This window comes from Pseudarthrobacter sp. L1SW (genome assembly GCF_020809045.1).
In the GTDB taxonomy this organism is placed as follows: Bacteria; Actinomycetota; Actinomycetes; order Actinomycetales; family Micrococcaceae; genus Arthrobacter.
This window is the reverse complement of record NZ_CP078079.1, coordinates 757,208-782,959: the sequence shown is the minus strand read 5'-3', so window position 1 is coordinate 782,959 and position 25,752 is coordinate 757,208. Positions and strand designations below refer to the sequence as shown.

Genomic DNA, 25,752 nt, shown 5'->3' with positions numbered 1-25,752 from the left:
TGAGCCATGACCGAGGAATACAGCGCCCAGTGGCACGACGAACCCACCGACTACGGGCAGATCGGGAAGCTGCCGCGGTTTGTCGCCGCAAGTGCTGATGATGGCAAGGCCGCCTCGGTCTCCAGTTCCCTCAACATCACGGCGGCGGCCGCGGATCCCGAGCTCCTGGACCTGCCGTGGCACATCGCCCTGGAAGACTGGCCCGCGGAGAACCTGGCGGCGCTTCCGCGCGGCATCTCCCGCCATATCGTGCGCTTTGCGCACCTCGGGGGTTCCGTCATTGCCATCAAGGAAACGTCGGAGCACGTGGCCCGGCACGAATACCACATGCTCCGCAAGCTGGCCCGCCTGGATGTCCCGTGCGTGGAACCGGTGGCGGTGATTACGGGCCGCACCACCCTGGACGGGCGCCCCCTGAACCCGGTGCTGGTCACCCGGCACCTGAAGTTTTCCATGCCCTACCGCGCCCTGTTCTCCCAGATGCTCCGCAAGGACACCCTGACGCGCCTTATTGACGCCCAGGCGCTGCTGCTGGTGCGGCTCCACCTGATCGGCTTCTACTGGGGCGACGTGTCCCTTTCCAATACGCTGTTCAGGCGCGACGCCGGTGCATTTGCCGCCTACCTGGTAGACGCGGAGACCGGCGAGCTCTACCCGGACCTGTCCACGGGCCAGCGCGAATATGACCTGGAGATCGCACGGGTCAACATCGCGGGCGAGCTGATGGACCTGCTCGATGGCGGGCTGATCGAGGAAAAGGTGGACCCGGTGGCCACCAGCGAGCTGATCATGGACAGCTACCGCCGCCTGTGGCAGGAGCTTACCGAAAAGGAGTCCTTCGAGCTGGGTGAGCGCTGGCGGGTGAGCGCCCGGATCCGCAGGCTCAACGAACTCGGCTTCGACGTCGAGGAATACGCCATCAAGACCACCCAGAACGGCACCACCATCCAGCTGCAGCCCAAGGTGGTGGATGCGGGGCACCACCAGCGGCGGTTGCTGAGGCTTACCGGGATCGACGCCCAGGAGAACCAGGCGCGCCGCCTCCTCAATGACATGGACTCCTTCCGGGCGGACAACAACCCGCAAATGGACGAGGAATACAGCGCCCACCTCTGGGTCAGCCAGATCTTCGAGCCGATCGTCAGGTCCATTCCGCGGGACCTTTCCGGCAAGCTCGAACCAGCCGAAGTGGTGCACGAGGTCCTGGAGCACCGCTGGTACATGTCTGAAAAGCAGGAACGGCACATCCCGCTGGCGGAGGCCGTGCAGTCCTACATCGACTCCATCCTGCGGCACCGCCGGGACGAGGCCGCTATTATGCTGAACCCGGACACCGGGCTCCTGAAGATCCTCGAAGTGGAGACCGAGGAGTCGCGCTACGGCGATGACGAATCGATCGACGAGTACCCCGACTCGGACGACTGACCCGCGCGCGAGGCCCTAGATAGCCTTCCCCGGGTTGAGGATACCGGCAGGATCAAAGAGGTCCTTGATCCTGCGTTGCAGCTCGCGGATGGGCTCGGGCTGCTCCTGCCCCAACCAGCGCAATTTGTACTGGCCCACTCCGTGCTCGCCGGTGATGGTCCCGCCCATGGCAAGCGCGGCCGTGATGGACTCGTCCAGGACCCGCTGCAGCCGTTCCATGGCGCCGGCGTCCACGCTGTTGCCCGTGCGGTCGATCCAGAAAGTGGGGTGGAGGTTCCCGTCGCCGGCGTGCGCCACCACTTTGAGGTGCACTGCGTGGTCCGCGGCCATGGCTTCCAGGGCAGCAACATAGTGCACCAGCCGGGAACGGGGAACGGCGACGTCCTCGCCCACGCGGTATTCGTCGTCCACCTCCGCTCCCCTGCTGTGCCGGCGAAGCTCCACCAGCCGCTCCGCCTCTGCGCTGGCCTCGGTGGTAACAGCTGCGCCCCCGGCCCGCAGCACGTCCCGCACTACCTGGGCTTCGGCGGCTGCACCGAAGCCATCAGTCTGGATCAGCAGCAGCGACCTGCCCCGGGCGGTAAGGTCCGAGCCGTGGATGTCATCCAGCTGTGCCAGCGTGCCGCCGTCGAGCAGTTCCATGATGGCCGGCTGGACCCGTGCCTTGCCGACGGCCAGGACGCCCGCGGCAGCCTGCCGGAAGTCCGCGTAGAACGCTGCAACAGTGTGGACTTCCTGCGGCAGGTACTTCAGGCGGACCGTGATCCCGACGACGATGCCGAGGGTTCCCTCCGAACCCACGAACAGGCTGGTGAGGTCGTAGCCGGCCACGCCCTTGAACGTCTGGTGCCCGGTATGGATGAGCGAGCCGTCAGCCAGCACCACGTCCAGCGCGAGGACCGAATCCCTGGTGACGCCGTACTTGGCACACCGCAGCCCGCCGGCGTTCGTGGCAACGTTCCCGCCGATGGTGGAACTGCGGAAGCTGGCAGGGTCCGGCGCATACATCAGCCCATGCTTCGCGGCGGCCTCATTGAGGACGGCATTGACCACGCCCGCCTCCACTACCGCGGTTTCGTCGTCGGGGTTGAGGGCGAGGATCCGGTCCATGCGTTCAAGCGAAAGGATGATGCAGTTCTCGGTGGCGTGGGCCCCGCCGGAGACCCCTGTCCCTGCGCCGCGCGCCACGAGGGCCACGCTGCTGCCTGCGCAGGCGCGGACAACGGCCTGGACGTCTGCCACGGATTCCGGGAAGACCACGGCCAGCGGCAACTGGAAGTCGATCACGGGGGCCTGGTCGACGGCATAGCGGCGGAGTGCGGCTTCGCCCGCGTCTATCTGGCCCGGCGCCAGGATGGCCTCCAGTTCGTCAACTATGCTTCCCACAAAGGCTCCATCCGTCGTCGCAGGTGTTCTTCAGTCTCTGTTCTTCAGTCTAGGTCGGGACGCAGGCGGGCCTGCGCCTAGGAGTCCAGTGTGCCGGCCGCGCCCATAAAACGGGCGTAGCGGGCAAGGATCGCGGGCCAGTCCGTGGCGTACTTCGCCCGGGTGCCAGTGGGATCTTCGGCACCCTCCCAGCCGTCATGGAAGAGCCGGACCTCGGTCCCATCCGGGACGGCACGGAAGGCGACGCGGAGTTCGGTGGACCACAATGCGGTTGTGCCGGGATGCCACGTGGCGTGGAAAGACAGCGGCGGCTGCCAGTCATCCAAGGTACCCCAGATGGTGGTCCGGCCGTCGTCGGCCGTCTCCAGGATGAGGTTCTCCTCGAATTCCACGTAGGAGCCGGCGCCGTACACGCTGTGTGATTCCAAGGGCCACCACAGGTGGGTGTGGTCCGTGAAACCGGTGAAGGCGTGGGCCACGCTTCCCGGTACCACCACCGTTTGCACCACGGGGTCCAGGGCATCGATCGTCGATTCGTCGTCGTTCCCGGAGGGTTCCTGTGCATGGCTGAAGAGGCTGCTCATGGTGCTCAACTTTACCGCCTGAGTGCTTGGCCAGCTGCCTGCGTATTCGGCCAGCTGCCTGGCCCCAAGGCACGAGCATGTTGGGTGTGGGTGGTTAAAGCAGTAGGGCCCTGACGTTGTCGTCAGGGCCCTGCTGTAATGTGTGTCCGGCGGTGACCTACTCTCCCACACCCTCCCGGGTGCAGTACCATCGGCGCTGTGGGTCTTAGCTTCCGGGTTCGGAATGGGACCGGGCGTTTCCCCCACGCTATGACCGCCGTAACCCTTGTACCCGTCCGCCGGGTTTGTGGTGCCCGGGGTGGGAAGTTTGTGGTTACAACTGCTCCCGTTGTGTTGTTGGGAGCGGTGGTGTTGTTTATTCAGTTGTGTTCCTCAGCGCAACAGGCCCGTGGCGGGTTTGTTGGTTGGGAACCACATAGTGGACGCAAGCAGTCTTGTTATCTTTTTACCCTTCCCCTTGGTGCAAACGCTTTTGAACCCGTTTGCGGGGTGGGTGTGTGGTGTAAGTTATCGGCCTATTAGTACCGGTCAGCTTCACGAGTCGTTAGTCCTCGCTTCCACATCCGGCCTATCAACCCAGTGGTCTGGCTGGGGGCCTCTCACACACAAGGTGTATGGAAATCTCATCTTGAAGCGAGCTTCCCGCTTAGATGCTTTCAGCGGTTATCCCATCCGAACGTAGCTAATCAGCGGTGCACTTGGCAGTACAACTGACACACCAGAGGTTCGTCCGTCCCGGTCCTCTCGTACTAAGGACAGCCCTTCTCAAATTTCCTGCGCGCGCAGCGGATAGGGACCGAACTGTCTCACGACGTTCTAAACCCAGCTCGCGTACCGCTTTAATGGGCGAACAGCCCAACCCTTGGGACCTACTCCAGCCCCAGGATGCGACGAGCCGACATCGAGGTGCCAAACCATGCCGTCGATATGGACTCTTGGGCAAGATCAGCCTGTTATCCCCGAGGTACCTTTTATCCGTTGAGCGACGGCCATTCCACAATGTACCGCCGGATCACTAGTCCCGACTTTCGTCCCTGCTCGAGATGTCTCTCTCACAGTCAAGCTCCCTTGTGCACTTACACTCGACACCTGATTGCCAACCAGGCTGAGGGAACCTTTGGGCGCCTCCGTTACTTTTTAGGAGGCAACCGCCCCAGTTAAACTACCCATCAGGCACTGTCCCTGACCCGGATTACGGGCCGAAGTTAGATGTCCAAAGTGACCAGAGTGGTATTTCAACGATGACTCCACCCGAACTGGCGTCCGGGCTTCAACGTCTCCCACCTATCCTACACAAGCCACTCCGAACACCAATACCAAACTATAGTAAAGGTCTCGGGGTCTTTCCGTCCTGCTGCGCGTAACGAGCATCTTTACTCGTACTGCAATTTCGCCGAGTTTATGGTTGAGACAGCGGGGAAGTCGTTACTCCATTCGTGCAGGTCGGAACTTACCCGACAAGGAATTTCGCTACCTTAGGATGGTTATAGTTACCACCGCCGTTTACTGGGGCTTAAATTCTCAGCTTCGCCTTGCGGCTAACCGGTCCTCTTAACCTTCCAGCACCGGGCAGGAGTCAGTCCGTATACATCGTCTTGCGACTTCGCACGGACCTGTGTTTTTAGTAAACAGTCGCTTCCCCCTGGTCTCTGCGGCCCCGATCCCCTCCACACCGCGTGGGTGTATCAAGGTTGGGGCCCCCCTTCTCCCGAAGTTACGGGGGCATTTTGCCGAGTTCCTTAACCATAATTCTCTCGATCGCCTTAGTATTCTCTACCTGATCACCTGTGTCGGTTTGGGGTACGGGCGGCTAAAACCTCGCGTCGATGCTTTTCTCGGCAGCATAGGATCACCAAATCCCCCCAAACGGGGGTCCCATCAGATCTCAGGCATCATGAACAGCGGATTTGCCTACCGTTCGCCCTACATCCTTAGACCGGGACAACCATCGCCCGGCTTGGCTACCTTCCTGCGTCACACCTGTTAATACGCTTGCCTCCCAGGATCAGGTCCTGCGCTCCACCAAAACCCTCACACCACAAGGGCGATCGGGCAGGTCTCGGGCAGTTAGTATCCCCTGTTCAGCATGGGCGGTTTTTCGCCGGTACGGGAATATCAACCCGTTGTCCATCGACTACGCCTGTCGGCCTCGCCTTAGGTCCCGACTTACCCAGGGCAGATTAGCTTGACCCTGGAACCCTTGATCATTCGGCGGACGGGTTTCTCACCCGTCTTTCGCTACTCATGCCTGCATTCTCACTCGTGTAGGCTCCACCGCTGGTTTACACCGCGACTTCACCGCCCACACGACGCTCCCCTACCCATCCAAACGCCTGAACCACAAGGGCTTAGCTAATATTTGAATGCCACAACTTCGGCGGTGTACTTGAGCCCCGCTACATTGTCGGCGCGGAATCACTTGACCAGTGAGCTATTACGCACTCTTTTAAGGATGGCTGCTTCTAAGCCAACCTCCTGGTTGTCTTCGCAACTCCACATCCTTTCCCACTTAGCACACGCTTAGGGGCCTTAGTTGGTGGTCTGGGCTGTTTCCCTCTCGACTATGAAGCTTATCCCCCACAGTCTCACTGCTGCGCTCTCACTTACCGGCATTCGGAGTTTGGCTGACGTCAGTAACCTTGTAGGGCCCATTAGCCATCCAGTAGCTCTACCTCCAGCAAGAAACACGCAACGCTGCACCTAAATGCATTTCGGGGAGAACCAGCTATCACGAAGTTTGATTGGCCTTTCACCCCTACCCACAGCTCATCCCCTCCATTTTCAACTGAAGTGGGTTCGGTCCTCCACGACGTCTTACCGTCGCTTCAACCTGGCCATGGGTAGATCACTTCGCTTCGGGTCTAGATCACGCCACTGCAACGCCCTATTCAGACTCGCTTTCGCTACGGCTGCCCCACACGGGTTAACCTCGCGACGTAACACTAACTCGCAGGCTCATTCTTCAAAAGGCACGCCGTCACCAGAATCAGACTGGCTCCGACGGATTGTAAGCACACGGTTTCAGGTACTGTTTCACTCCCCTCCCGGGGTACTTTTCACCTTTCCCTCACGGTACTGGTCCGCTATCGGTCATTAGGGAGTATTTAGGCTTATCAGGTGGTCCTGACAGATTCGCACGGGATTTCTCGGGCCCCGTACTACTTGGGATACTCATCCGGGCGGTACACAACATTACGGTTACGGGGCTAACACCCTCTCTGGCCGGCCTTTCAAGACCGTTCACCTATGCCTGCACATCACACCCCACTGCCCCGGCAGAGACAGTACGGAAAGTCCCACAACCCCGACCATGCAACGCCCGCCGGCTATCACACATGGAACGGTTTAGCCTGATCCGCGTTCGCTCGCCACTACTAACGGAATCACTATTGTTTTCTCTTCCTGCGGGTACTGAGATGTTTCACTTCCCCGCGTTCCCTCCACGCACCCTATGTGTTCAGATGCGGGTCACCAGGCAACTCGCGTCCCTGGCGGGGTTTCCCCATTCGGACACCCTGGGATCACAGTCCGGTTATCGACTCCCCCAGGCTTATCGCAGATTCCTACGTCCTTCTTCGGCTCCTAATGCCAAGGCATCCACCGTGTGCTCTTAAAAACTTGACCACAAAAGATCAAAAACGCTAATTTTCGAGAGAACCACAGAAACCAACCACACCCAACAACAACCCCCCACAAGAGGGACCATCACCACGCGCAGCCAGATCCAGGTTCATATTCTTGGAAATTGCTTCTTATAAAAGATGCTCGCGTCCACTATGTAGTTCTCAAACAACAACCCCGTACCACACACCCCACACACACAACATGCATGATCGGTGCAGCCAGGAAACCAGAAACAAACAAACCCGGCACAACCCCCACAAAAGAGGCCCATACCGGTCCTGTTGCCTCAGGACCCAACAGTGTGCCAAACACTAAACCACCCAACCCCAGACCCCGCCGTTCCAGGACACACAAAGCATCCGTACTAGACAAGACCAAGACCAGGCAGCCGCTATCCGTTGATATTCCACCCTTGAGCACCCGCCGCAGAACTTGCGTCTGCGCAACGGGCATATACTCCTGACAAACCCCCACCAACGCATACACGCAGTGACAGCCTGTAGGTGCTCCTTAGAAAGGAGGTGATCCAGCCGCACCTTCCGGTACGGCTACCTTGTTACGACTTAGTCCCAATCGCCAGTCCCACCTTCGACAGCTCCCTCCCACAAGGGGTTAGGCCACCGGCTTCGGGTGTTACCAACTTTCGTGACTTGACGGGCGGTGTGTACAAGGCCCGGGAACGTATTCACCGCAGCGTTGCTGATCTGCGATTACTAGCGACTCCGACTTCATGGGGTCGAGTTGCAGACCCCAATCCGAACTGAGACCGGCTTTTTGGGATTAGCTCCACCTCACAGTATCGCAACCCTTTGTACCGGCCATTGTAGCATGCGTGAAGCCCAAGACATAAGGGGCATGATGATTTGACGTCGTCCCCACCTTCCTCCGAGTTGACCCCGGCAGTCTCCTATGAGTCCCCACCATCACGTGCTGGCAACATAGAACGAGGGTTGCGCTCGTTGCGGGACTTAACCCAACATCTCACGACACGAGCTGACGACAACCATGCACCACCTGTAAACCGACCGCAAGCGGGGCACCTGTCTCCAGGTATTACCGGTTCATGTCAAGCCTTGGTAAGGTTCTTCGCGTTGCATCGAATTAATCCGCATGCTCCGCCGCTTGTGCGGGCCCCCGTCAATTCCTTTGAGTTTTAGCCTTGCGGCCGTACTCCCCAGGCGGGGCACTTAATGCGTTAGCTACGGCGCGGAAAACGTGGAATGTCCCCCACACCTAGTGCCCAACGTTTACGGCATGGACTACCAGGGTATCTAATCCTGTTCGCTCCCCATGCTTTCGCTCCTCAGCGTCAGTTAATGCCCAGAGACCTGCCTTCGCCATCGGTGTTCCTCCTGATATCTGCGCATTTCACCGCTACACCAGGAATTCCAGTCTCCCCTACATCACTCTAGTCTGCCCGTACCCACCGCAGATCCGGAGTTGAGCCCCGGACTTTCACGGCAGACGCGACAAACCGCCTACGAGCTCTTTACGCCCAATAATTCCGGATAACGCTTGCGCCCTACGTATTACCGCGGCTGCTGGCACGTAGTTAGCCGGCGCTTCTTCTGCAGGTACCGTCACTTTCGCTTCTTCCCTACTGAAAGAGGTTTACAACCCGAAGGCCGTCATCCCTCACGCGGCGTCGCTGCATCAGGCTTGCGCCCATTGTGCAATATTCCCCACTGCTGCCTCCCGTAGGAGTCTGGGCCGTGTCTCAGTCCCAGTGTGGCCGGTCACCCTCTCAGGCCGGCTACCCGTCGTCGCCTTGGTAAGCCATTACCTCACCAACAAGCTGATAGGCCGCGAGTCCATCCAAAACCACAAAAAGCTTTCCACCCCCCACCATGCGATGAGGAGTCATATCCGGTATTAGACCCAGTTTCCCAGGCTTATCCCAGAGTTAAGGGCAGGTTACTCACGTGTTACTCACCCGTTCGCCACTAATCCCCCAGCAAGCTGGGATCATCGTTCGACTTGCATGTGTTAAGCACGCCGCCAGCGTTCATCCTGAGCCAGGATCAAACTCTCCGTTGAAGTAAAACAGACACAACCCCCAGCCCCGGGAAAACGGGACAAAAAGGCTGCACAAAATTTGAAACCAGCTGTAAAAACCAGACCACCCACAGGGGCGGGCAATCCAGTCAATTCAACCAATCACTAAAACAATTGGTATCAACAAACTTGGCACACTATTGAGTTCTCAAACAACAGACACACCCGGCACCACCACCAGCACTTCACAGCCGTGGATCGCTCCGGAGCAACTTTTCAAACTTACCCGCTGGCTTCTCACTTGTCAAACCGGCGTCCGCGACTCTCTTTAGCCGAAGGCTTGAGTGTCGGTTTTTCCGTCTGACTCCGTGGAGCAGCGCGGAAATAAACTCTACCACCACTTTTTCCAGAAGGCCAACCGGGCAACAGGACGCCTTCTGCGGCCTGCCCTGGAGGCAGGAAAAAGCCCGGAACCACGCGGATTCCGGGCCTTCCCTGCTCATCAGGAGCCAGCTGCTATTCGGCGGCCGGGGCTCCAGGCTTGAAGTAGGCGGCGCCGAGCGGCGGCAGGGTGACGCTCAGCGTTGCCGGCTGTCCATCCTGTCCCTGGCCCGTTGCCTTCAGCTCACCGGCGTTGAGGACACCGGATCCGCCGTAGGTGGTGGCGTCCGTGTTCAGTACTTCGGTCCATGCACCGGCCTCCGGCACACCCAGGGTGTAACCGACGTGCGGCATTCCGGAGAAGTTGATGGCGCAGACCAGCGGGTTGTTCTCCTTGTCCCAGCGGATGAAAGACAGGACGTTCCGGTCTGCGTCTCCCCCGTTGATCCACTGGAAGCCAGCGGGCTCGTTGTCCCGGGCGTACAGCGACGGAGTGGAACTGTAGAGCTCGTTGAGGTCCTTGGTAAGGAGTTGGACGCCCTTGTGTGCGGGGATGTCGGCGAGCCACCAGTCGAGCCCGTGCTGCTCGGACCACTCCGCTTCCTGGCCAAACTCCGTACCCATGAAGATCAGCTGCTTGCCCGGGTGCGCCCACTGGTACGCCAGGAAAGCGCGCAGGTTGGCGAGCTGCTGCCAGCGGTCGCCCGGCATCTTGCGGAGCATGGAGCCCTTGCCGTGGACTACCTCATCGTGGCTGATGGGCAGCAGGAAGTTCTCGGTGAACGCGTACACCAGGGAGAACGTCACGGTTCCGTGGTGCCACTTGCGGTTGACTGGCTCCTCGGAAACGTACTTAAGCGAGTCGTGCATCCAGCCCATGTTCCACTTGAGCCCGAAGCCGAGGCCACCGTGGCTTGTGGGTGCGGTGACGCCCGGGAACGCTGTGGATTCCTCGGCGATCATCACGGCCCCGGGGTGCGTCTTGTACACCGTGGCGTTGACTTCCTGGAGGAAGGAAATCGCCTCGAGGTTTTCCCTGCCGCCGAACCGGTTGGGTTGCCACTGGCCGTCCTCGCGCGAATAGTCGAGGTAAAGCATTGAAGCCACCGCATCCACGCGCAGGCCGTCAATGTGGAACTCGTCCAGCCAATACAGGGCGTTGGCCACCAGGAAGTTCCGGACTTCGGTCCGCCCGAAGTCGAAGATCAGGGTGCCCCAGTCAGGGTGCTCGCCCAGGTTCGGGTCCGCGTGCTCGTACAGGGGCTCGCCGTCGAACTGCGCCAGGGCCCAAGAGTCCTTGGGGAAGTGGGCGGGAACCCAGTCCAGCAGTACGCCGATCCCGGCCTGGTGAAGCGTGTCCACCAGGTAGCGGAACTCATCGGGGTGGCCGAAACGGGAGGTGGGGGCGAAGTACGAGGTGACCTGGTAGCCCCAGGACCCGCCGAAGGGGTGCTCTGCCACGGGCATGAACTCCACGTGCGTGAATCCGAGCCATTTGACGTAGTCCACCAGTTCCTTGGCGAGTTCCCGGTAGCCGAGTCCCAGGCGCCAGGAGCCAAGATGCACCTCATAGACGCTCATTGCGGAGTTGTGGGGATCCCGCTGTGCGCGGGCCTCCATCCATTCATCGTCCTTGAAGGCGTACGAAGGCTCAACCACCCGGGAAGCGGTCAGCGGAGGAACCTCGGTACCGAACGCCAGGGGGTCAGCCTTCTCCACCCAGTGGCCGGCCTTGGTCCTGATTTCGAATTTGTAGCACGCCCCTGCCAAAACACCCGGCACAAAGAGTTCCCACACCCCCGAGGAACCCAGCGAGCGGAGGGAGTTCTCGCGCCCGTCCCAGGCATTGAAGTCGCCCTTGACGCGGACGGCCTGCGCGTTGGGTGCCCAGACGGCAAACGAAACACCGTCCACGTCCCCCATTGCGGACTTGTAGTGCTGGACGTGGGCGCCGAGCACCTCCCAAAGCTTTTCGTGCCTGCCCTCACCGATCAGGTGCAGGTCCACTTCCCCCACGGTGGGCAGGTAGCGGTAGGGCTCGTCCACGGTGACCGGTTCGGCACCCGGGTAGGTGACCGAGAGCCGGTAGTCGGGGACGTGCCCCTGCTGCAGTGGTTCAAGGACTGCCACCCACACTCCGTGGGCTTCATGTTCCATCGGAACTTCACCCGCGGGGGTAATCACGGTTACTGCTTCCGCTAGGTGCTTCACCGTACGGATGGTGACGTGGCCGTAATCGTCCAGGTGCGCGCCCAGGACAGAGTGGGGTGCGTGGTGTTCACCGTTCGCGATCTTGCCCAGGGTGCCTTCGTCTACCTGCAACGGCACCCCCGGCCGGTCAGTTCGTGCTGAGCCTGTCATTTCGTTACCTTCCGATGCTGCACCGGCGTGATCGCCGGCGCCGTTACCGCCCAGGAGCCGCCGGGAGGCGTTCACGGGGATCGCCAACCAGTCGGGCCTGTTACGCAATTCATAAACTACTTCGTACAGTGCCTTGTCCAGCCACAATGCCACAAAGAGGGGGGACTCCCTGTCCACCGTCCCGGGCGTGACAGCCGCGTACCCTGCCAGGAAGGCCTCCGCGCAGTCGTCAACCCAGTTGGCCGGGACCTGCGCCCCTTCCTGTACGCGCTGGGCTGCGCCCGCGGCGTAGTCGAAGGACCGGAGCATGCCCACGACGTCCCTCAGGGGAACGTCCGGGACGTTGCGCTCCGCGACGGGCCGCAGCGGTTCGCCTTCAAAGTCGAGGATGGCCCATCGGGCGGGGCTTCCCGCCTGCCCCGGAACCTGGAGGATCTGGCCCAGGTGGAGGTCCCCGTGGATTCGCTGCAGCGGGCCTGCCGGGGCGTGGTCCAGCTGGTCGAGCAGTGCGGCCAGGGCGTCGTCATAAGGGCCGACGGCGCTTCCGGCTTCCGCCCATGCCTGGCGGACGCGTTGGGCTACTGCGGGCGCAATCACCTGGCCGGGGGCGTGTTCCGCTGACTGGCCCAGCGCTTGGGCCAGCCGCTGGTGGACCGTGGCTGTGGCCGCACCGAGCGCCCGCGCTTCTGCGGTGAAGTCGGTGCCGGACCGGGCGGCGTCAACGGCCAGCAGCCAGGCGTCCCGGCCGCCTGCCAGGAACTCGTGCGCCACGGCCAGTTCGCCCTGGACATACCGCCGGCCTGTGCCGGTGGATCCCGATCCGTTTGCCGCCTGGGCGAGCCATTCGCCGCGGACCCAGCCAAGGGTGGCGGGGACCTCGGACGTGCCCGCAGCCGTCAGGGCAGCACCCACTTCAACTTCGGGGTTTGTGCCGTCGGACAGCACCCGGAAGAACTTCACGATCGCGGCGGACTCGCCGTCGTCCACAATGACTGAACTGTTGGACTGCTCACCGGACAGTACTTTCACTACGCCGCGGCTGGTAGGCAGCCGCCGTTCACCTTCGACGCGGAAGCCGGCCGCAGTTCCGCTCGGCGCCTTCTCCCCGTTCCGGATAAGCTCCAGCCAGCCGCCCACGAAGTCGGGATCGTGGACGGCGTCGTAGACCCAGGGCCGGGATGGATCCATTCCGGCAGCCTGCCCCACAAGGGCGCGCTCCATTCCGGCAGCCGGCGCCTGCCGGAAACTCAAGGGAACCTGGACCACGGCCGTCCTGCTGCCGCCGTCGGGCGTTTGCGTGGTGACCCTCAGGAGAAAGACAGCCAACGCGGCATGGCCCGAGGGATCCTCGAGCCCCAGGCTGCCGGCCTGGGACATCTCGAAGTCGGGCGTCTTCACCGGGAACCAGCGCTGCCGCGGCAGCCATTCCTGGAGGAGGGCGGTGAGGGCGGGGGTGAGGATTGGCTGGTTCATGTCAGTTCTCAATCGAGAGGATAGGCATTGCCTGCGTGTAAGGGGATGACGGGTTGGATGCAGCCGACCGGATCCGCAGCCAGAAGAAGTCGTGGCTGCCAAGGGTCAGGGTCAGGTTTCCGTCGTCGTTGATGCCGGGGAACGGCTGGCCGCCGAAGACATCGCGCAACCCCCGTCCGGCGAACTGCGGGACCTTCAGCTGGGCCGCGACCGGATGCTGTGAGAGGTTGAAGGCGCACAGGATGGTCTCCGCAACGGCTCCGGCGGAGTTGTCTTCCGGCAGTTCGCGGAGGTAGGCCAAAACGGCGTCGTGGTCGGCATCGACGTGCTTGAACCCGCCCAGGCCGAATGCGGGATGGTTCTTGCGGACGCTCAGGATCTGCCGGGTCCAGCGCAGCAGCGAACCGGAATGGGCCGCCTCCGCTTCCACATTGGCCATGCTGTAGTTGTACACCAGGGACTGGATGGGCGGCAGGTAGAGCTTGCCCGGATCTGCGTTCGAGAATCCGGCGTTCCGGTCGGGGTTCCACTGCATGGGGGTGCGCACGGCGTCCCGGTCTTCAAGCCAGATGTTGTCCCCCATGCCGATCTCGTCCCCGTAATACAGGAAGGGGCTGCCGGGCAGCGAGAGCAGCAGGGCGTTGATCAGCTCGATCTCGGCACGGGAGTTGTCCAGCAGGGGCGCGAGCCTGCGCCGGATGCCGATATTGGCCCGCATGCGGGGGTCCGGCGCGTACCAGCCCAGCATCGCGGCCCGCTCATCGGCGGTGACCATTTCCAGGGTCAGTTCGTCGTGGTTCCGCAGGAAGGTGCCCCACTGCGCACCGTCCGGTATTTCGGGCGTGTCGTGCATGGTCTCGATGATCGGAGCGGCCTTCTGGTCCCGGAGTGCGTAGTACAGCCGGGGCATGATCGGGAAGTGGAAGGCCATGTGGCACTCGGGCTCTTCTTCCGTCCCGAAGTATTCCACCACTTCATTCGGCGGCTGGTTGGCCTCGGCGATGATGACCCGCCCGGGGTAGCTTTCGTCCACCATGGTACGGAGCTTCCGGAGGAACTCGTGCGTTGCCGGGAGGTTCTCGCAGTTGGTCCCCTCCTCTTCGTAGAGGTAGGGGATGGCATCGGCCCGGAACCCGTCGATGCCCTGGTCAAGCCAGAACCGGACCACGTCGAACAGCGCTTCGATGACTTTGGGGTTTTCGAAGTTCAGGTCGGGCTGGTGGCTGAAGAACCGGTGCCAGAAGAACTGGCGTCGGATGGGGTCGAAGGTCCAGTTGGATTCCTCGGTATCCACGAAGATGATGCGCGCGTCCTGGTACTTCTCGTCGGTGTCGCTCCAGACGTAGAAGTCCCCGTAGGGGCCGTCAGGGTCCTTGCGGGATTCCTGGAACCAGGGGTGCTGGTCCGACGTGTGGTTCAGGGGCAGGTCGATGATGACCCGGACGCCCCTGGCATGGGCCTCGGCAACCAGGCGCTTGAAGTCGCTGATGGTTCCGAACTCGTCCAGGACCGAGTTGTAGTCGGAGATGTCATAGCCGCCGTCCCGCAGCGGTGACTGGAAGAACGGTGGCAGCCAGAGGCAGTCCACTCCCAGCCACTGCAGGTAGTCAAGCCTGTCGATGAGGCCGGAAAAGTCGCCGGAGCCGTCACCGTTGGCATCCGCAAAAGCCCGTACGAGCACTTCGTAGAACACGGCCTTCCGGTACCACAGCGGATCATGCTGAAGGCCCGGGGCATTTAGCTCAAACGTGCTCTTGGGAGTGAAATGCTGGCCGGAACTTTGCGGATTGAAATTCACTGATGCGTTCTCCTCACGCGCAGGACGTGAGCGGGCTCCACGTGCGGGTCAAGGCGGACGTAGTTGTACTCGCCCCACTCCCAGCTTTCACCGGAGATGAGGTCATCCACGTGGAAGCCTCCGTTGTGCGTCAGGTCCTGCGGGTCGAGTTCAAGGGCCGCAAGGTCCAGCGAGACGGTGCATTCCCTGGTGCCGTGCGGATCCACGTTGACCACCACGATGAGGGTGTCCTTGGACCCGTCGGCAAGCGTCTTGTGCTTGGAGTAGACCACCGTGGCCTCGTCCGTGCTGTGGTGGACCGTCAGGTTCTGCAGGTCCTGCAGGGCCGGGTGGGCATGCCTGATCTCGTTGAGCCTGGTGATGTACGGGGCGAGGGTCCGTCCGGACTGCGCCGCAGCGTCCCAGTCGCGTTCCTTGTACTCGAACTTTTCGTTGTCGATGTACTCCTCCGCGCCCGGCCGCGCCACGTGCTCATACAGTTCGTAGCCTGCGTAGACGCCCCACAACGGACTGGCCGTGGCCGCCAGGGCAGCCCTGATCTTGAACGCCGCCGGCCCGCCAAACTGGAGGTATTCAGTGAGGATGTCCGGGGTGTTGACAAAGAAGTTGGGGCGGAAGAAGGCCGCCGACTCGTGGCTCACCTCGGTGAAGTAGGACTCGATTTCCTTCTTGGTGTTGCGCCAGGTGAAGTACGTGTAGGACTGCTGGAACCCCGCACGCCCCAGCGCATGCATCATGGCTGGGCGCGTGAAGGCCTCGGCCAGGAACACCACGCCGGGAACCTCTTTATTTACCTGCGCAATAAGCCATTCCCAGAACCACACCGGCTTGGTGTGCGGGTTATCCACGCGGAAGACTTTTACGCCATGGCTCACCCAGAGCAGCACAATCCGCAGAATTTCGTTCGAAAGCCCTTCGGGATCATTGTCGAAATTGAGCGGATAAATGTCCTGGTACTTCTTCGGCGGATTCTCGGCATAGGCAATGCTGCCGTCCACGCGGGTTGTGAACCACTCCGGGTGTGACTGGACCCAGGGATGGTCCGGGGCCGCCTGGAGCGCCAGGTCCAGGGCAACTTCCAGGCCAAGCTCGTTGGCGCGGGCCACAAATGCGTCAAAGTCCTCGAAGGTGCCGAGGTCCGGATGGATGGCGTCGTGGCCGCCTTCGGCCGCGCCGATGGCCCATGGCGAACCGGGATCGTTGGGGCCGGCAATCAAGGTGTTGTTGGGGCCCTTGCGGTGCTGCACGCCGATGGGATGGATGGGCGGCATGTAGATGACGTCGAAGCCCATGGCGGCCACGGCATCAAGCCGCTTGGCCGCGGTGCGGAAGTTTCCGGAAGTCCAGGTACCAGTGTCGTGGTCCTTGACGGCCCCCTCGGAGCGGGGAAAAAATTCGTACCAGGCGCCGCGCCCGGCAAGGTCGCGTTCAACGTTCAGCGGGAACTTTTCGGAGACGGTCACCAGTTCGCGGATGGGCTGATGCGCCACAACCCCCGCTACGTCGCTGCCGAAGCCGGCGCCGAGGCGCTCTTCCGTGCTGAGGGACGTGTCGGCGAGCCTGCCGGCGGCGTTACGGAGAACTCCACGGTCCCACTCGCTGCGGGACTCGTCTTCGGATGCCTCGCCGAGCAGGGCGGATCCCTCGGCCAACATCAACTCCACGTCGATGCCGGCTTCCACCTTCACCTCTGCGTTGTGGTGCCACGTGCCGTAGCGGTCGTGCCAGGCTTCGATGGCAAAGGACCAGTTCCCCGTTTCCGACGGCGTGAGCACGCCTTCCCAGCGGTCCGTACCCATGCCCCGTTCCCCGCGCGGCGGCGCGAGCCTGACCCGCTGGCGCTCCTTGCCCTGGGGGTCGAAGAGCACGGCGCTGACGCCCAACTGGTCGTGCCCTTCCCGGAAAGCGGTGGCGCCCACCACGATTCCTTCGCCTGGCAGGGCCTTGGCGGGGAATTTGCCATCCTCCACGACAGGCTGCACGGCGGTGATCGGAAATCGCCCGAACCGCAGCCCATCAGTAATGGAGCCGGTCGACATTTTCATTGATACGGCACTGGTTCCTGAGTTAGTCGTCACAGGCTCGACGTTAGCGAGAAAAGAGCAAGATTGCTAAGCCTGCGCACCAATTTCTGCGCGTCCTCCGTCATTTCTTCGCCGCCAACTGTCATTTACCCAAAAGAAACCCGGCGCTGGTTCCAGCCGCGCATGTTGTCGGTTAGTGTGACGCAGGTGAAGGCAATCCGCAGATTTACCGTCCGTACCGTCCTCCCCGAACCGATCCGGCCGCTGGCCCGCCTGGCGAGCAACCTGCGCTGGTCCTGGCACCGGCCCACACGGGAACTTTTCGCGGGCCTGAATCCCCGTCTTTGGGAAGAAAGCGGCCAGGACCCGGTGGGCTTCCTGGGGATGGTGAGCCGGGAGGAATTCCAGCAGCTTGCCGCCAACCGTGCGGTGGTGGAACGGGTGCGGGCCGCCGAGGAGGACCTTGACCGGTACCTCGAGGAGCCGCGCTGGTACCAAAGCCTTGGCCCGGATGCCCCTGCGTCGATTGCCTACTTCTCACCCGAGTTCGGCATCACCGAGGTGCTCCCCCAGTACTCCGGCGGCCTGGGGATCCTGGCCGGCGACCACCTGAAGGCGGCCTCGGACCTTGGAGTGCCCCTGATCGGTGTCGGCCTGCTGTACCAGGCAGGCTACTTCAAGCAGTCGCTGTCCCGGGATGCCTGGCAGCAGGAGACGTACCCGGTCCTGGACCCGGACGGGCTGCCGCTCACGCTGCTGCGCGAGCCTTCCTCGGACGGCATCGGCCGCCCCCTGCAGATCGCGCTCCCCCTGCCCAACGGCCGGCGCCTGCTGGCACACATCTGGCGTGCCGACGTCGGACGCGTTCCCCTGCTGCTCCTGGACTCCAATGTCCCCGGCAATGACGACGCCGCCCGCAGCATCACCGACCGCCTCTACGGCGGCGGCGGAGACCACCGCCTGCAGCAGGAACTGCTGCTGGGCATGGGCGGGGTCAAGGCCCTGCGCGCCTTCCAGCAGCTCACCGGCACCACGGCCCCGGAGGTGTTCCACACGAACGAGGGCCACGCCGGCTTCCTCGGCATCGAACGTATCCAGGAACTCATGGCCGGGGACCAGGCGCTGACGTTCGACGAGGCCCTCGCCGCCGGGCGCGCGTCCACTGTCTTCACGACGCACACCCCGGTCCCCGCGGGCATCGACCGGTTCGAGATCGCCCAGATCCACCACTTTTTCCAGGCCGGCCTGGCGCCCGCCGTTCCCACCGACAGGATCCTGGAACTCGGCCGCGAGAACTACGCTGACGGCAACCCGTCCGTGTTCAACATGGCCATCATGGGCCTGCGCCTCGCCCAGCGCGCCAACGGCGTGGCAAAGCTGCACGGGGAAGTTTCCCGTGGAATGTTCTCCGCGCTGTGGCCGGGCTTCGACCACTCGGAGGTGCCCATCACGTCCGTGACGAATGGCGTGCACGTGCCGACGTGGGTGGACAGCCGCATCTCGAAGCTCGCCCGCGACCAGTTTGGCAGCGAAGCCGAAGCGAACGGACGCTGGGACCTGGCCTACAACGTCAGCGACGCGGACGTCTGGGCGCTGCGGCGGGAGATGCGGGCGGCCCTGGTGGACGACGTCCGCCTCCGCCTGCGGGCTGCCTGGAAGAAGCGCGGCGCGGCGGACGCCGAGCTGGGCTGGACGGACAAGGTCCTGGACCCGGACGTCCTGACCATCGGTTTTGCCCGGCGCGTTCCCACCTACAAGCGGCTCACCCTGATGCTGCGCGAGCCCGAGCGCCTGAAGGCACTGCTCCTGCACAAGGAGCATCCCATCCAGCTGGTCATCGCCGGAAAGTCGCACCCCGCCGACGACGCCGGCAAGAAGATGATCCAGGACCTGGTCAGGTTCACCGACGACCCCGAGGTGCGCCACCGGATTGCCTTCCTGCCCAACTACGACATCGCGATGGCGCGGACGCTGTTCCCCGGCTGCGACGTGTGGCTGAACAACCCGCTACGGCCGCTGGAGGCGTGCGGAACGTCCGGCATGAAGGCCGCGCTCAACGGATCCCTCAACCTCTCCGTCCTGGACGGCTGGTGGGATGAAATGTACGACGGCGAAAACGGCTGGGCGATTCCCACCGCCAACAACGGCGCATCACCGGAGGAACGCGACGACATCGAGGCGGCAGCTTTGTACGAGCTGCTCGAAACCCAGGTGGCCCCGCGCTTCTACGGCAGCACGGTGTCGGCCGGCGCCGGCGCCGCAGGCCCTTCGACGTCGGGGGCGGAGAAAGTGCCCACGCACTGGGTCTCCATGATCAAGCACACCCTCTCGCACCTCGGTCCGGCCGTCTCCGCCGAACGCATGCTCCGGGACTACGTGAACATCCTCTACCGCCCGGCCGCGGAGGCGGGGCGCAACGCTTCTGCGAACTCCTACTCCCAGGCCCGCACCCTCGCGGCCTGGACGGCCAAGGTACGTTCGGCCTGGCCGCTGGTGCACGTGGAGCACGTGGACTCAGTGGGTGTCTCCGAGGATCCCCAGATCGGCGACACGCTCCAGGTCAACGCCTACGTGGCGCTGCACAGCCTCACCCCGGAGGACGTGTCCGTTGAAGTGGCCTATGGGAGGGCTGAGGAAAGCGACACCCTCACCGACATCACGGTCATGGAACTGAAGGTACAGGAGGACCTCGGCAGCGGGCGCCACCTGTTCAGCGGTTCGCTGGTGATCGACCGATCGGGACCGTTCGGGTACACCGTCCGGGTCCTGCCGCGGCATGACGCCCTCGCCTCGAAAGCCGAGCTTGGACTGATCGTCAACGCTTAAGGCATGCACACTGGCAAGGACCGGAGGAGACCATGACTGACCGTACCGTGGCCGATGTGATTGTGGACCGGCTCAGTGCCTGGGGCGTCAACCGGGTCTTCGGCTATAGCGGTGACGGGATCAACGGCTTTATGGGCGCACTGCGCCGGGCCGAAGGCCGGGTCGAGTTTGTCCAGGCCCGGCATGAGGAGACGGCTGCCTTCATGGCGGTGGGCCACGCCAAATACACTGGCGGGGTGGGCGTGGTCACCTCCACCCAGGGCCCCGGCGCCGTCCACCTGCTGAACGGGCTCTACGACGCCAAGCTCGACGGCGTGCCGGTCGTGGCCATTGTAGGGCAGCAAAGCCGCACGGTGCTGGGGTCGGCCTACATGCAGGAAATCGAGCTGACGGTCCTGTTCAAGGATGTGGCCGCCCAGTTCGTCCAGCAGGTCAGTGCACCGGAGCAGGTCCCCATGGTCTTGGACCGTGCCTTCCGCACCGCCAAGGCCACTTCCTCGCCCTGCGTGGTCATCGTCCCGCACGACATCCAGTCAGCGTCCGCGCCCGAGCTGGAACAGGAACACGGCATCGTGGTCACCGCGCCCTCGTGGAGCACGGCAACCAGGACGCCCGGGGACAAAGATTTGGCGGCTGCCGCAGCACTCCTGGACTCCTCGGAACGCGTTGCCCTGCTGGTGGGCCAGGGGGCACGGCACGCCGCGGAGGAGGTGGTGGCGGTGGCCGAAAAGCTTGGCGCCGGAATCGCCACCAGCCTGCTGGGCAAGCCTTACATGGATGAGACCCTTCCGTTCGCCGTGGGCACGATGGGGCACCTGGGCACCACCTCAAGCGCGCACCTGCTGGGCAACTGCGATGCCCTGCTGATCGTGGGCTCCAACGATCCCTGGACCGAGTTTTATCCCCCGCCCGGGGCCGCCCGCGCCGTGCAGGTCGACATCGACGAGCGGAAGATCGGCAACCGCTACCCTGTGGAGGTAGGACTTGCCGGCGACGCGGCAGCTGCCCTCCAGGCGCTTATCCCCAGGCTGAAGGCGCGCCCCCGCGGGCAGTGGCGGGACGACGTCGAACAGGAAGTGGTCCGCTGGCGTGCGCTGGCGAAGGAGCGTGCGGCGGTGCCTGCCAGTCCCGTTAACCCCGAGCGGGTGGTCCGGGAACTCAACGGCCGGCTGCCCGGGGACGCCCTGTTGAGCATCGACGTCGGCAGTTGCGTTTACTGGTATGCCCGCCAGTTGGTCCTTCCGCCGGGGGTTCCGGCCCACCTTTCCGGAACGCTGGCCAGCATGGGGTGTTCACTCCCCTACGGCATCGCGGCGAAACTGGCGCATCCGGACCGGCCGGTAGTGGCCCTGGCGGGTGACGGCGCCATGCAGATGGCCGGCATCGCCGAGCTGGTGACCGTCGCCCACCGTTGGCGCCAGTGGGCCGATCCCCGGTTCGTGGTCTGCGTGTTCAACAACAGGGAACTCACCGAGGTGACGTGGGAGCAGCGGGAGTCCGAGGGCGAGCCCCGGTTCGCAGCAAGCCAGGAGCTGCCGGACTTCCCCTTTGCTGGCTACGCGGACCTCCTGGGCCTCACCGGCATCCGCGTCGAGGACCCGGAGCTCATCGGGGACGCCTGGGACAAGGCCCTCTCAGCCGACCGGCCCGTGGTGATCGAGGTGCTGACCGACCCCGAAGTCCCCCTGCTGCCGCCCTTCCCGGCCGGCCGGGAGAAAGCGGAAAGCATGCGCAAGGGGCTGGCGGCGGAGGGCGGCGGCAGGGCTTCCGCGCTGCTGGACACCTACACCGGCCACGAAGAACGCACCTAGAGCAGCACAGCCGTGACGGCCAGGTCCTTGCCCGCGTAGCGTTCGGCGTCCTGGAGGATCTCGCAGATGATCCCGAAGGACCTGTCACCGCGGAAGGGGGCAGCCACCTGCCACAGGACCGTCACCGGTGCGCTGCCGTTGTCCGTGATGCTGTCCGCGAAATCGTGCAGGGAATCGTATAGTGCGTCCAGGTTGACGCCGTAGTGTTCCGGGAAGTTGAGGACCTCACCGAAGGTTTCCAGGACAGCCTTCTTGCTGTCGGCTGGGGGAACCACCAGGCTGCGGCGTCCTGCGTCGGCCACCTGCTCCTGCAGTTCCTCAAGGGTCCAGGTATCGCCGGAGTAGATCTTCATGGCTTTGCTTAGTTGCCTTCCGCTATGAACGTGAATGACTCGTAGTGATCATCGGTGTAATACTTCTCGCCGCCGGCGCCGGCCACGATGCGGCGCGCTCCCCTGTCCGGTTCCCCGCGCGTTGGCACGGTGTACTCGCGGTAATAGCCCCTGTCCCGCCGTGGCAGGATGCGCTCGAAGTTGCCGAAGACCTGGCCGTCCTGGCTGTAGCGGTACGGTCCACCGGCGCGGATGAGCGCAAGGACCCTGCGGCCCTCCACGGGGAGCGCAGATTCACGGACCTCCGGCAGCCCCGAAGGGTTGGCCTGGACGGGCGGTTTGCCAGATGCAGTGTCCTGGGCAGGCCGCGACGTGTCCGGCGCAGCCTGTGTCTTCCCGGGAGAGGCGCTGGGCGCAGGCGCGGCACTGGAGGTGCCCTCCGGCGTCGTGGTTTCCGTCAGTTGGCCGAGGAACCCCGTGCCACCGAAGGCAAGGAAGACGAGCACCAGCAGGCCGGCGAGCAGCAAGGGCAGGACGGAACGGGTGCGCATACTGGAAATCCCGGTGCCTAGCTGCGGTAGATGCTGATGGAGTGGGCCTCGACGAGGTCCTTCTCCCCGGAAGCAACCCGCCCGCCCTGCCGTGCCTCATGCAGCGGCGAAGTGGTCAGCCGGAGCTCGAACACCTGCGGGGCGGTGGCCGTGCCCGTGGCGCGCGGCAGCGTGATGTGCAGGTCCGAGGCGCTGCCGTTCACCACCAGCAGGCCGGCGAAGCCGCCGTTGTCCGAGCCCAGGAGGAGCTGCACCACACGGTTGTGGGGATCGTTCCAGCGCTCCATGGACATCGGATGGCCGTCCTGGTCGAACCAGTGCAGGTAGGACTGCTCGTCGCGGACAGGGAAGTCGTGGGGCTGGGCGGCGAGGAACTCCTTGCGCAGGCGGATGTAGCGCTTGGTGCTGCGGAGCATTTCGTGTGACTCGGGAGTCCGTGTCCAGTCCAGCCAGGCGAGAGGGTTGTCCTGGCAGTAGGCGTTGTTGTTTCCCTGCTGGGTCCGGGCCAGTTCGTCCCCGGCAGTGATCATGGGAACGCCCAGGGAAACCAGCATGGACGCCATCATGTTGCGGCGGGACTGGGCCCGCTTGGCAAGGATCACGCCGTCCTCGGTAGGACCTTCCACGCCGTGGTTGTAGCTTCGGTTGTCCCCGTGGCCGTCCCTGTTCTCCTCGCCGTTGTCCTCGTTGTGCTTCCGGTCGTAGGAGACGAGGTCGTTGAGCGTGAAGCCGTCGTGCGCGGTGATGAAGTTCAAGGACGCCAGGCGGGAACGTCCGGAGGCCTGGAAGAGGGCGGCGGAACCGGACAGCGAGTCCGCGAGCTTGGCCAAGGGACCGCCGTGGCCGCCGGCATCCAGGGCGGCCCGGTCGGTGAGCCAGAAGGACCGCACCGCGTCCCGGAAATGGTCATTCCAGTCGACCCAGCCCACAGGAAAACGGCCGGTCTGCCAGCCTCCGTGGCCCACGTCCCAGGGTTCGGCAATCAGCTTCACGTCGGAGAGGACAGGATCGGCGGCCACCGCAACCAGGAACGGGTGCCGTGGATCGAACTCGTTGGCCGCGTTCCGGCAGAGCGTTACGGCGAGGTCGAAACGGAAGCCGTCAATGTGGAACTCATCCACCCAGTACCGGAGCGAGTCCAGGACCATCTGGACCACGCGGGGCTCACCGAAGTTCAGGCTGTTTCCGCAGCCGGTGGTGTCCACGTATTTCCCGTGCCCGTCAGTGCGGTAGTACGCCTGCTCGCCCAGTCCGCGGAAGCTCAGGGTCTGGCCGTCGGGGCCGCCCTCGGCCGTGTGGTTGTAGACGACGTCCAGGATGACTTCCAGCCCGGCCGCATGGAAGAGCTTAACCATCGACTTGAACTCGTCCTGGATGGCCTGCGGCCCGGCTTTCTGGGCGGCACGGGTTGCGTAGGCAGGGTGCAGGGCGAAAAAAGCCGCAGTGTTGTAGCCCCAGTAATTGGTCAGTCCCAGGTCCTGCAGGTGCGGTTCGTCCAAGTGGAAGTGCACCGGCAGCAGCTGCACCGAAGTGACGCCAAGGCTGGTGAGGTGCTCGATGATGGCGGGGTGGGCCATGCCGGCATAGGTGCCCCGGAGCTCTTCGGGGACATCCGGGTGGAGCATGCTTTGTCCGCGGACGTGGGCTTCATAAATGATGGTGTTGCGCCACGGAAGCCGCAGCCGCTGGTCCGTTCCCCAGTCGAAATCGCCTGCCATGCGCACGCTGGCCAGGAAACCGTCTTGCTGGTCCACCGCGCGGCCGTAGGGATCGAGCAGCAGCGGTTGGCCGCCGTCGTCCCCTACTTCACTGGTGGGCACGGCGAAGGGCAGGGACTGCCCGCCGGACGCCGCCCGGAAACCGTAACGGGATCCGTAGGGCAGATGCTCCACGATGCCGTGGTGGACGCCATGGGTGACGTTGGGCAGCGCCTGGGTCCGCCACTCGCCGCCCGGGGCGGCGTACACCACCTCGAGGCTGGATACGCCCGGTGCATAGCAGGCAACGTTGGCCCGCCCTCCATGGCGGCGTCCTGTCCCGTCCGAGTCGGCGCGCGGAACACTGACACCGAGTGGAACCGCCGTGGAGGCGTCCATGGTGGAGGCAGTGTCGAAAAGCGGCATGACCATGGGCGTTACTTCGCGGCGCGCTGCCGGGAGACCTCATACAGGGAGATGCCCACGGCCATGGAGGCGTTCAGGGATTCCATGGCGGAATCGATGGGAATGGAGACGATCTGGTCGCAGTTCTCGCGGACCAGGCGGCTGAGTCCCTTTCCTTCCGAGCCCACCACGATGCAAACCGGTTCGGTTGCCAGGGTGAGGTCCGGCAGGGAGACATCGCCGTCGCCGTCCAGGCCCAGGACGAAGATTCCCATAGACTTGAACTGCTTCAGGGCATTGTTGAGGTTTGACGCCCGCGCCACGGGTACGCGGACAGCAGCGCCGGCGCTGGTCTTCCAGGCCGAGGCGGTGACGCCGACCGAGCGGCGTTCCGGGACGATCACGCCGTGGCCGCTGAAGGCGGAAACCGAGCGGATGATGGCGCCAAGGTTCCGGGGATCGGTAATGCCGTCCAGCGCCACGAAGAGCGGCGCATTGCCGATGTGGCCCTTCTTCCACTTGCCCACCGTCTCCTCGGCCAGTTCGTAGGCGTCCTGGTAGTCGTATGGCGGGATCTGCAGGACCAGGCCCTGGTGGACAGCGTCATCGGTCATGCGGTCAAGCTCGGGCTTGCCCGTTTCCATCAGCGGGATGCCTCGCTCGGCGGCGAGCTTCAGGGATTCCTTGACGCGGTCGTCCATTTCGATGCGGATGGCAACGTGCAGGGCCTTGGCGGGAATGCCGGCGCGGAGCGCCTCCACCACCGAGTTGCGGCCGGTGACGACTTCCTCGGTGGCACGGCCCTTGGGGCCGGACTTGGCCGCTCCGGCGCTGCGCGCACCCGGGTTGCGCTTGGCCGCCGACCGCTCAGACAGCTGCTTGGCCTTGTGCGCCTTGTGGTACGGGCGGTCCTCCGCCTTGGGCGTGGGGCCCTTGCCCTCCAGGGCCTTGCGGCCATGGCCACCGGTCCCGATGGTTGGGCCCTTCTTCGCTTTAACCGATCGGCGACCATTGTTGGCCATTGTGTTCCACCCTTGATTGTGTTGACTGAGTCTGCCTACCAGTCTACTGACCGAAGA

The 25,752-nt window shown here is 63.6% G+C and carries 12 protein-coding genes and 3 rRNA genes; 3 read left to right on the top strand and 12 right to left on the bottom strand.

Features of this window, described 5'->3' with window-relative positions:
• Positions 1 to 6: 6 nt before the first annotated feature.
• Positions 7 to 1,425, top strand: coding sequence for a DUF4032 domain-containing protein (locus KTR40_RS03715; protein WP_139028091.1), 1,419 nt, complete (start codon positions 7 to 9; stop codon positions 1,423 to 1,425).
• Positions 1,426 to 1,440: 15 nt separating this feature from the next.
• Here the strand turns inward: KTR40_RS03715 and KTR40_RS03710 are convergent, their stop codons facing one another.
• The 8 genes from KTR40_RS03710 to KTR40_RS03675 form a co-directional block, all read right to left on the bottom strand.
• Positions 1,441 to 2,811 carry an FAD-binding oxidoreductase gene (locus tag KTR40_RS03710; RefSeq protein ID WP_228405309.1) on the bottom strand — a complete coding sequence of 457 codons (1,371 nt, stop codon included), beginning with the start codon at positions 2,809 to 2,811 and terminating at the stop codon, positions 1,441 to 1,443.
• A 77-nt stretch (positions 2,812 to 2,888) separates the two neighbouring features.
• Positions 2,889 to 3,395 carry a hypothetical protein gene (locus KTR40_RS03705; protein ID WP_228405308.1) on the bottom strand — a complete coding sequence of 169 codons (507 nt, stop codon included), beginning with the start codon at positions 3,393 to 3,395 and terminating at the stop codon, positions 2,889 to 2,891.
• A gap of 144 nt (positions 3,396 to 3,539) precedes the next feature.
• A 5S ribosomal RNA gene (rrf, locus tag KTR40_RS03700) occupies positions 3,540 to 3,656 on the bottom strand.
• 236 nt (positions 3,657 to 3,892) lie between these two features.
• Positions 3,893 to 7,019, bottom strand: a 23S ribosomal RNA gene (locus tag KTR40_RS03695).
• Between the two features lie 514 nt (positions 7,020 to 7,533).
• Positions 7,534 to 9,056 (bottom strand): 16S ribosomal RNA (locus KTR40_RS03690).
• Together the 16S, 23S and 5S rRNA genes form the textbook arrangement of a ribosomal RNA operon.
• A gap of 474 nt (positions 9,057 to 9,530) precedes the next feature.
• On the bottom strand, positions 9,531 to 13,229 hold the full coding sequence (locus tag KTR40_RS03685) for a 1,4-alpha-glucan branching enzyme (RefSeq protein ID WP_228405307.1): 3,699 nt from the start codon (positions 13,227 to 13,229) through the stop codon (positions 9,531 to 9,533).
• A gap of 1 nt (position 13,230) precedes the next feature.
• Positions 13,231 to 15,027, bottom strand: coding sequence for a maltose alpha-D-glucosyltransferase (gene treS / locus KTR40_RS03680; RefSeq protein ID WP_139028071.1), 1,797 nt, complete (start codon positions 15,025 to 15,027; stop codon positions 13,231 to 13,233).
• Complete coding sequence (locus tag KTR40_RS03675; protein ID WP_139028086.1) at positions 15,024 to 17,066, bottom strand: alpha-1,4-glucan--maltose-1-phosphate maltosyltransferase; 2,043 nt, start codon at positions 17,064 to 17,066, stop codon at positions 15,024 to 15,026. Before KTR40_RS03675 ends, treS begins: the two co-directional genes overlap by 4 nt.
• A gap of 192 nt (positions 17,067 to 17,258) precedes the next feature.
• On the opposite strand from KTR40_RS03675, the gene glgP reads away from it, so the two are divergent.
• Positions 17,259 to 19,877 carry an alpha-glucan family phosphorylase gene (gene glgP / locus KTR40_RS03670; RefSeq protein ID WP_179997660.1) on the top strand — a complete coding sequence of 873 codons (2,619 nt, stop codon included), beginning with the start codon at positions 17,259 to 17,261 and terminating at the stop codon, positions 19,875 to 19,877.
• A gap of 32 nt (positions 19,878 to 19,909) precedes the next feature.
• Positions 19,910 to 21,688, top strand: a complete 1,779-nt coding sequence (locus KTR40_RS03665) for a thiamine pyrophosphate-requiring protein (protein ID WP_139028068.1) — start codon at positions 19,910 to 19,912, stop codon at positions 21,686 to 21,688.
• Here KTR40_RS03665 and KTR40_RS03660 read toward each other — a convergent pair.
• The 4 genes from KTR40_RS03660 to rlmB are packed head-to-tail and all read right to left on the bottom strand — an operon-like array spanning position 21,685 to position 25,695.
• Positions 21,685 to 22,041: a barstar family protein gene (locus KTR40_RS03660; RefSeq protein WP_139028066.1), complete on the bottom strand. Its 357-nt coding sequence runs from the start codon at positions 22,039 to 22,041 to the stop codon at positions 21,685 to 21,687. The genes KTR40_RS03665 and KTR40_RS03660 overlap by 4 nt on opposite strands.
• Before the next feature lie 8 nt (positions 22,042 to 22,049).
• Positions 22,050 to 22,571 (bottom strand): ribonuclease domain-containing protein, encoded by a 522-nt coding sequence (locus KTR40_RS03655; protein ID WP_139028064.1) that lies wholly within the window; start codon positions 22,569 to 22,571, stop codon positions 22,050 to 22,052.
• 17 nt (positions 22,572 to 22,588) lie between these two features.
• Positions 22,589 to 24,700: a glycogen debranching protein GlgX gene (gene glgX / locus KTR40_RS03650; protein ID WP_228405306.1), complete on the bottom strand. Its 2,112-nt coding sequence runs from the start codon at positions 24,698 to 24,700 to the stop codon at positions 22,589 to 22,591.
• A 5-nt stretch (positions 24,701 to 24,705) separates the two neighbouring features.
• Entirely contained in the window at positions 24,706 to 25,695 is a 990-nt protein-coding gene (gene rlmB / locus KTR40_RS03645; RefSeq protein WP_139028060.1) for a 23S rRNA (guanosine(2251)-2'-O)-methyltransferase RlmB, read from the bottom strand.
• Between the last annotated feature and the right edge of the window lie 57 nt (positions 25,696 to 25,752).

What these genes read in the sequence shown, in the direction of transcription:
- KTR40_RS03685 (WP_228405307.1), bottom strand. Translation starts at nt 13,229, where the DNA reads ATGAACCAGCCAATCCTCACCCCCGCCCTCACCGCCCTCCTCCAGGAA.
- glgX (WP_228405306.1), bottom strand. Translation starts at nt 24,700, where the DNA reads ATGGTCATGCCGCTTTTCGACACTGCCTCCACCATGGACGCCTCCACG.
- KTR40_RS03675 (WP_139028086.1), bottom strand. Translation starts at nt 17,066, where the DNA reads ATGTCGACCGGCTCCATTACTGATGGGCTGCGGTTCGGGCGATTTCCG.
- KTR40_RS03660 (WP_139028066.1), bottom strand. Translation starts at nt 22,041, where the DNA reads ATGAAGATCTACTCCGGCGATACCTGGACCCTTGAGGAACTGCAGGAG.
- KTR40_RS03715 (WP_139028091.1), top strand. Translation starts at nt 7, where the DNA reads ATGACCGAGGAATACAGCGCCCAGTGGCACGACGAACCCACCGACTAC.
- KTR40_RS03665 (WP_139028068.1), top strand. Translation starts at nt 19,910, where the DNA reads ATGACTGACCGTACCGTGGCCGATGTGATTGTGGACCGGCTCAGTGCC.
- rlmB (WP_139028060.1), bottom strand. Translation starts at nt 25,695, where the DNA reads ATGGCCAACAATGGTCGCCGATCGGTTAAAGCGAAGAAGGGCCCAACC.
- KTR40_RS03655 (WP_139028064.1), bottom strand. Translation starts at nt 22,571, where the DNA reads ATGCGCACCCGTTCCGTCCTGCCCTTGCTGCTCGCCGGCCTGCTGGTG.
- KTR40_RS03705 (WP_228405308.1), bottom strand. Translation starts at nt 3,395, where the DNA reads ATGAGCAGCCTCTTCAGCCATGCACAGGAACCCTCCGGGAACGACGAC.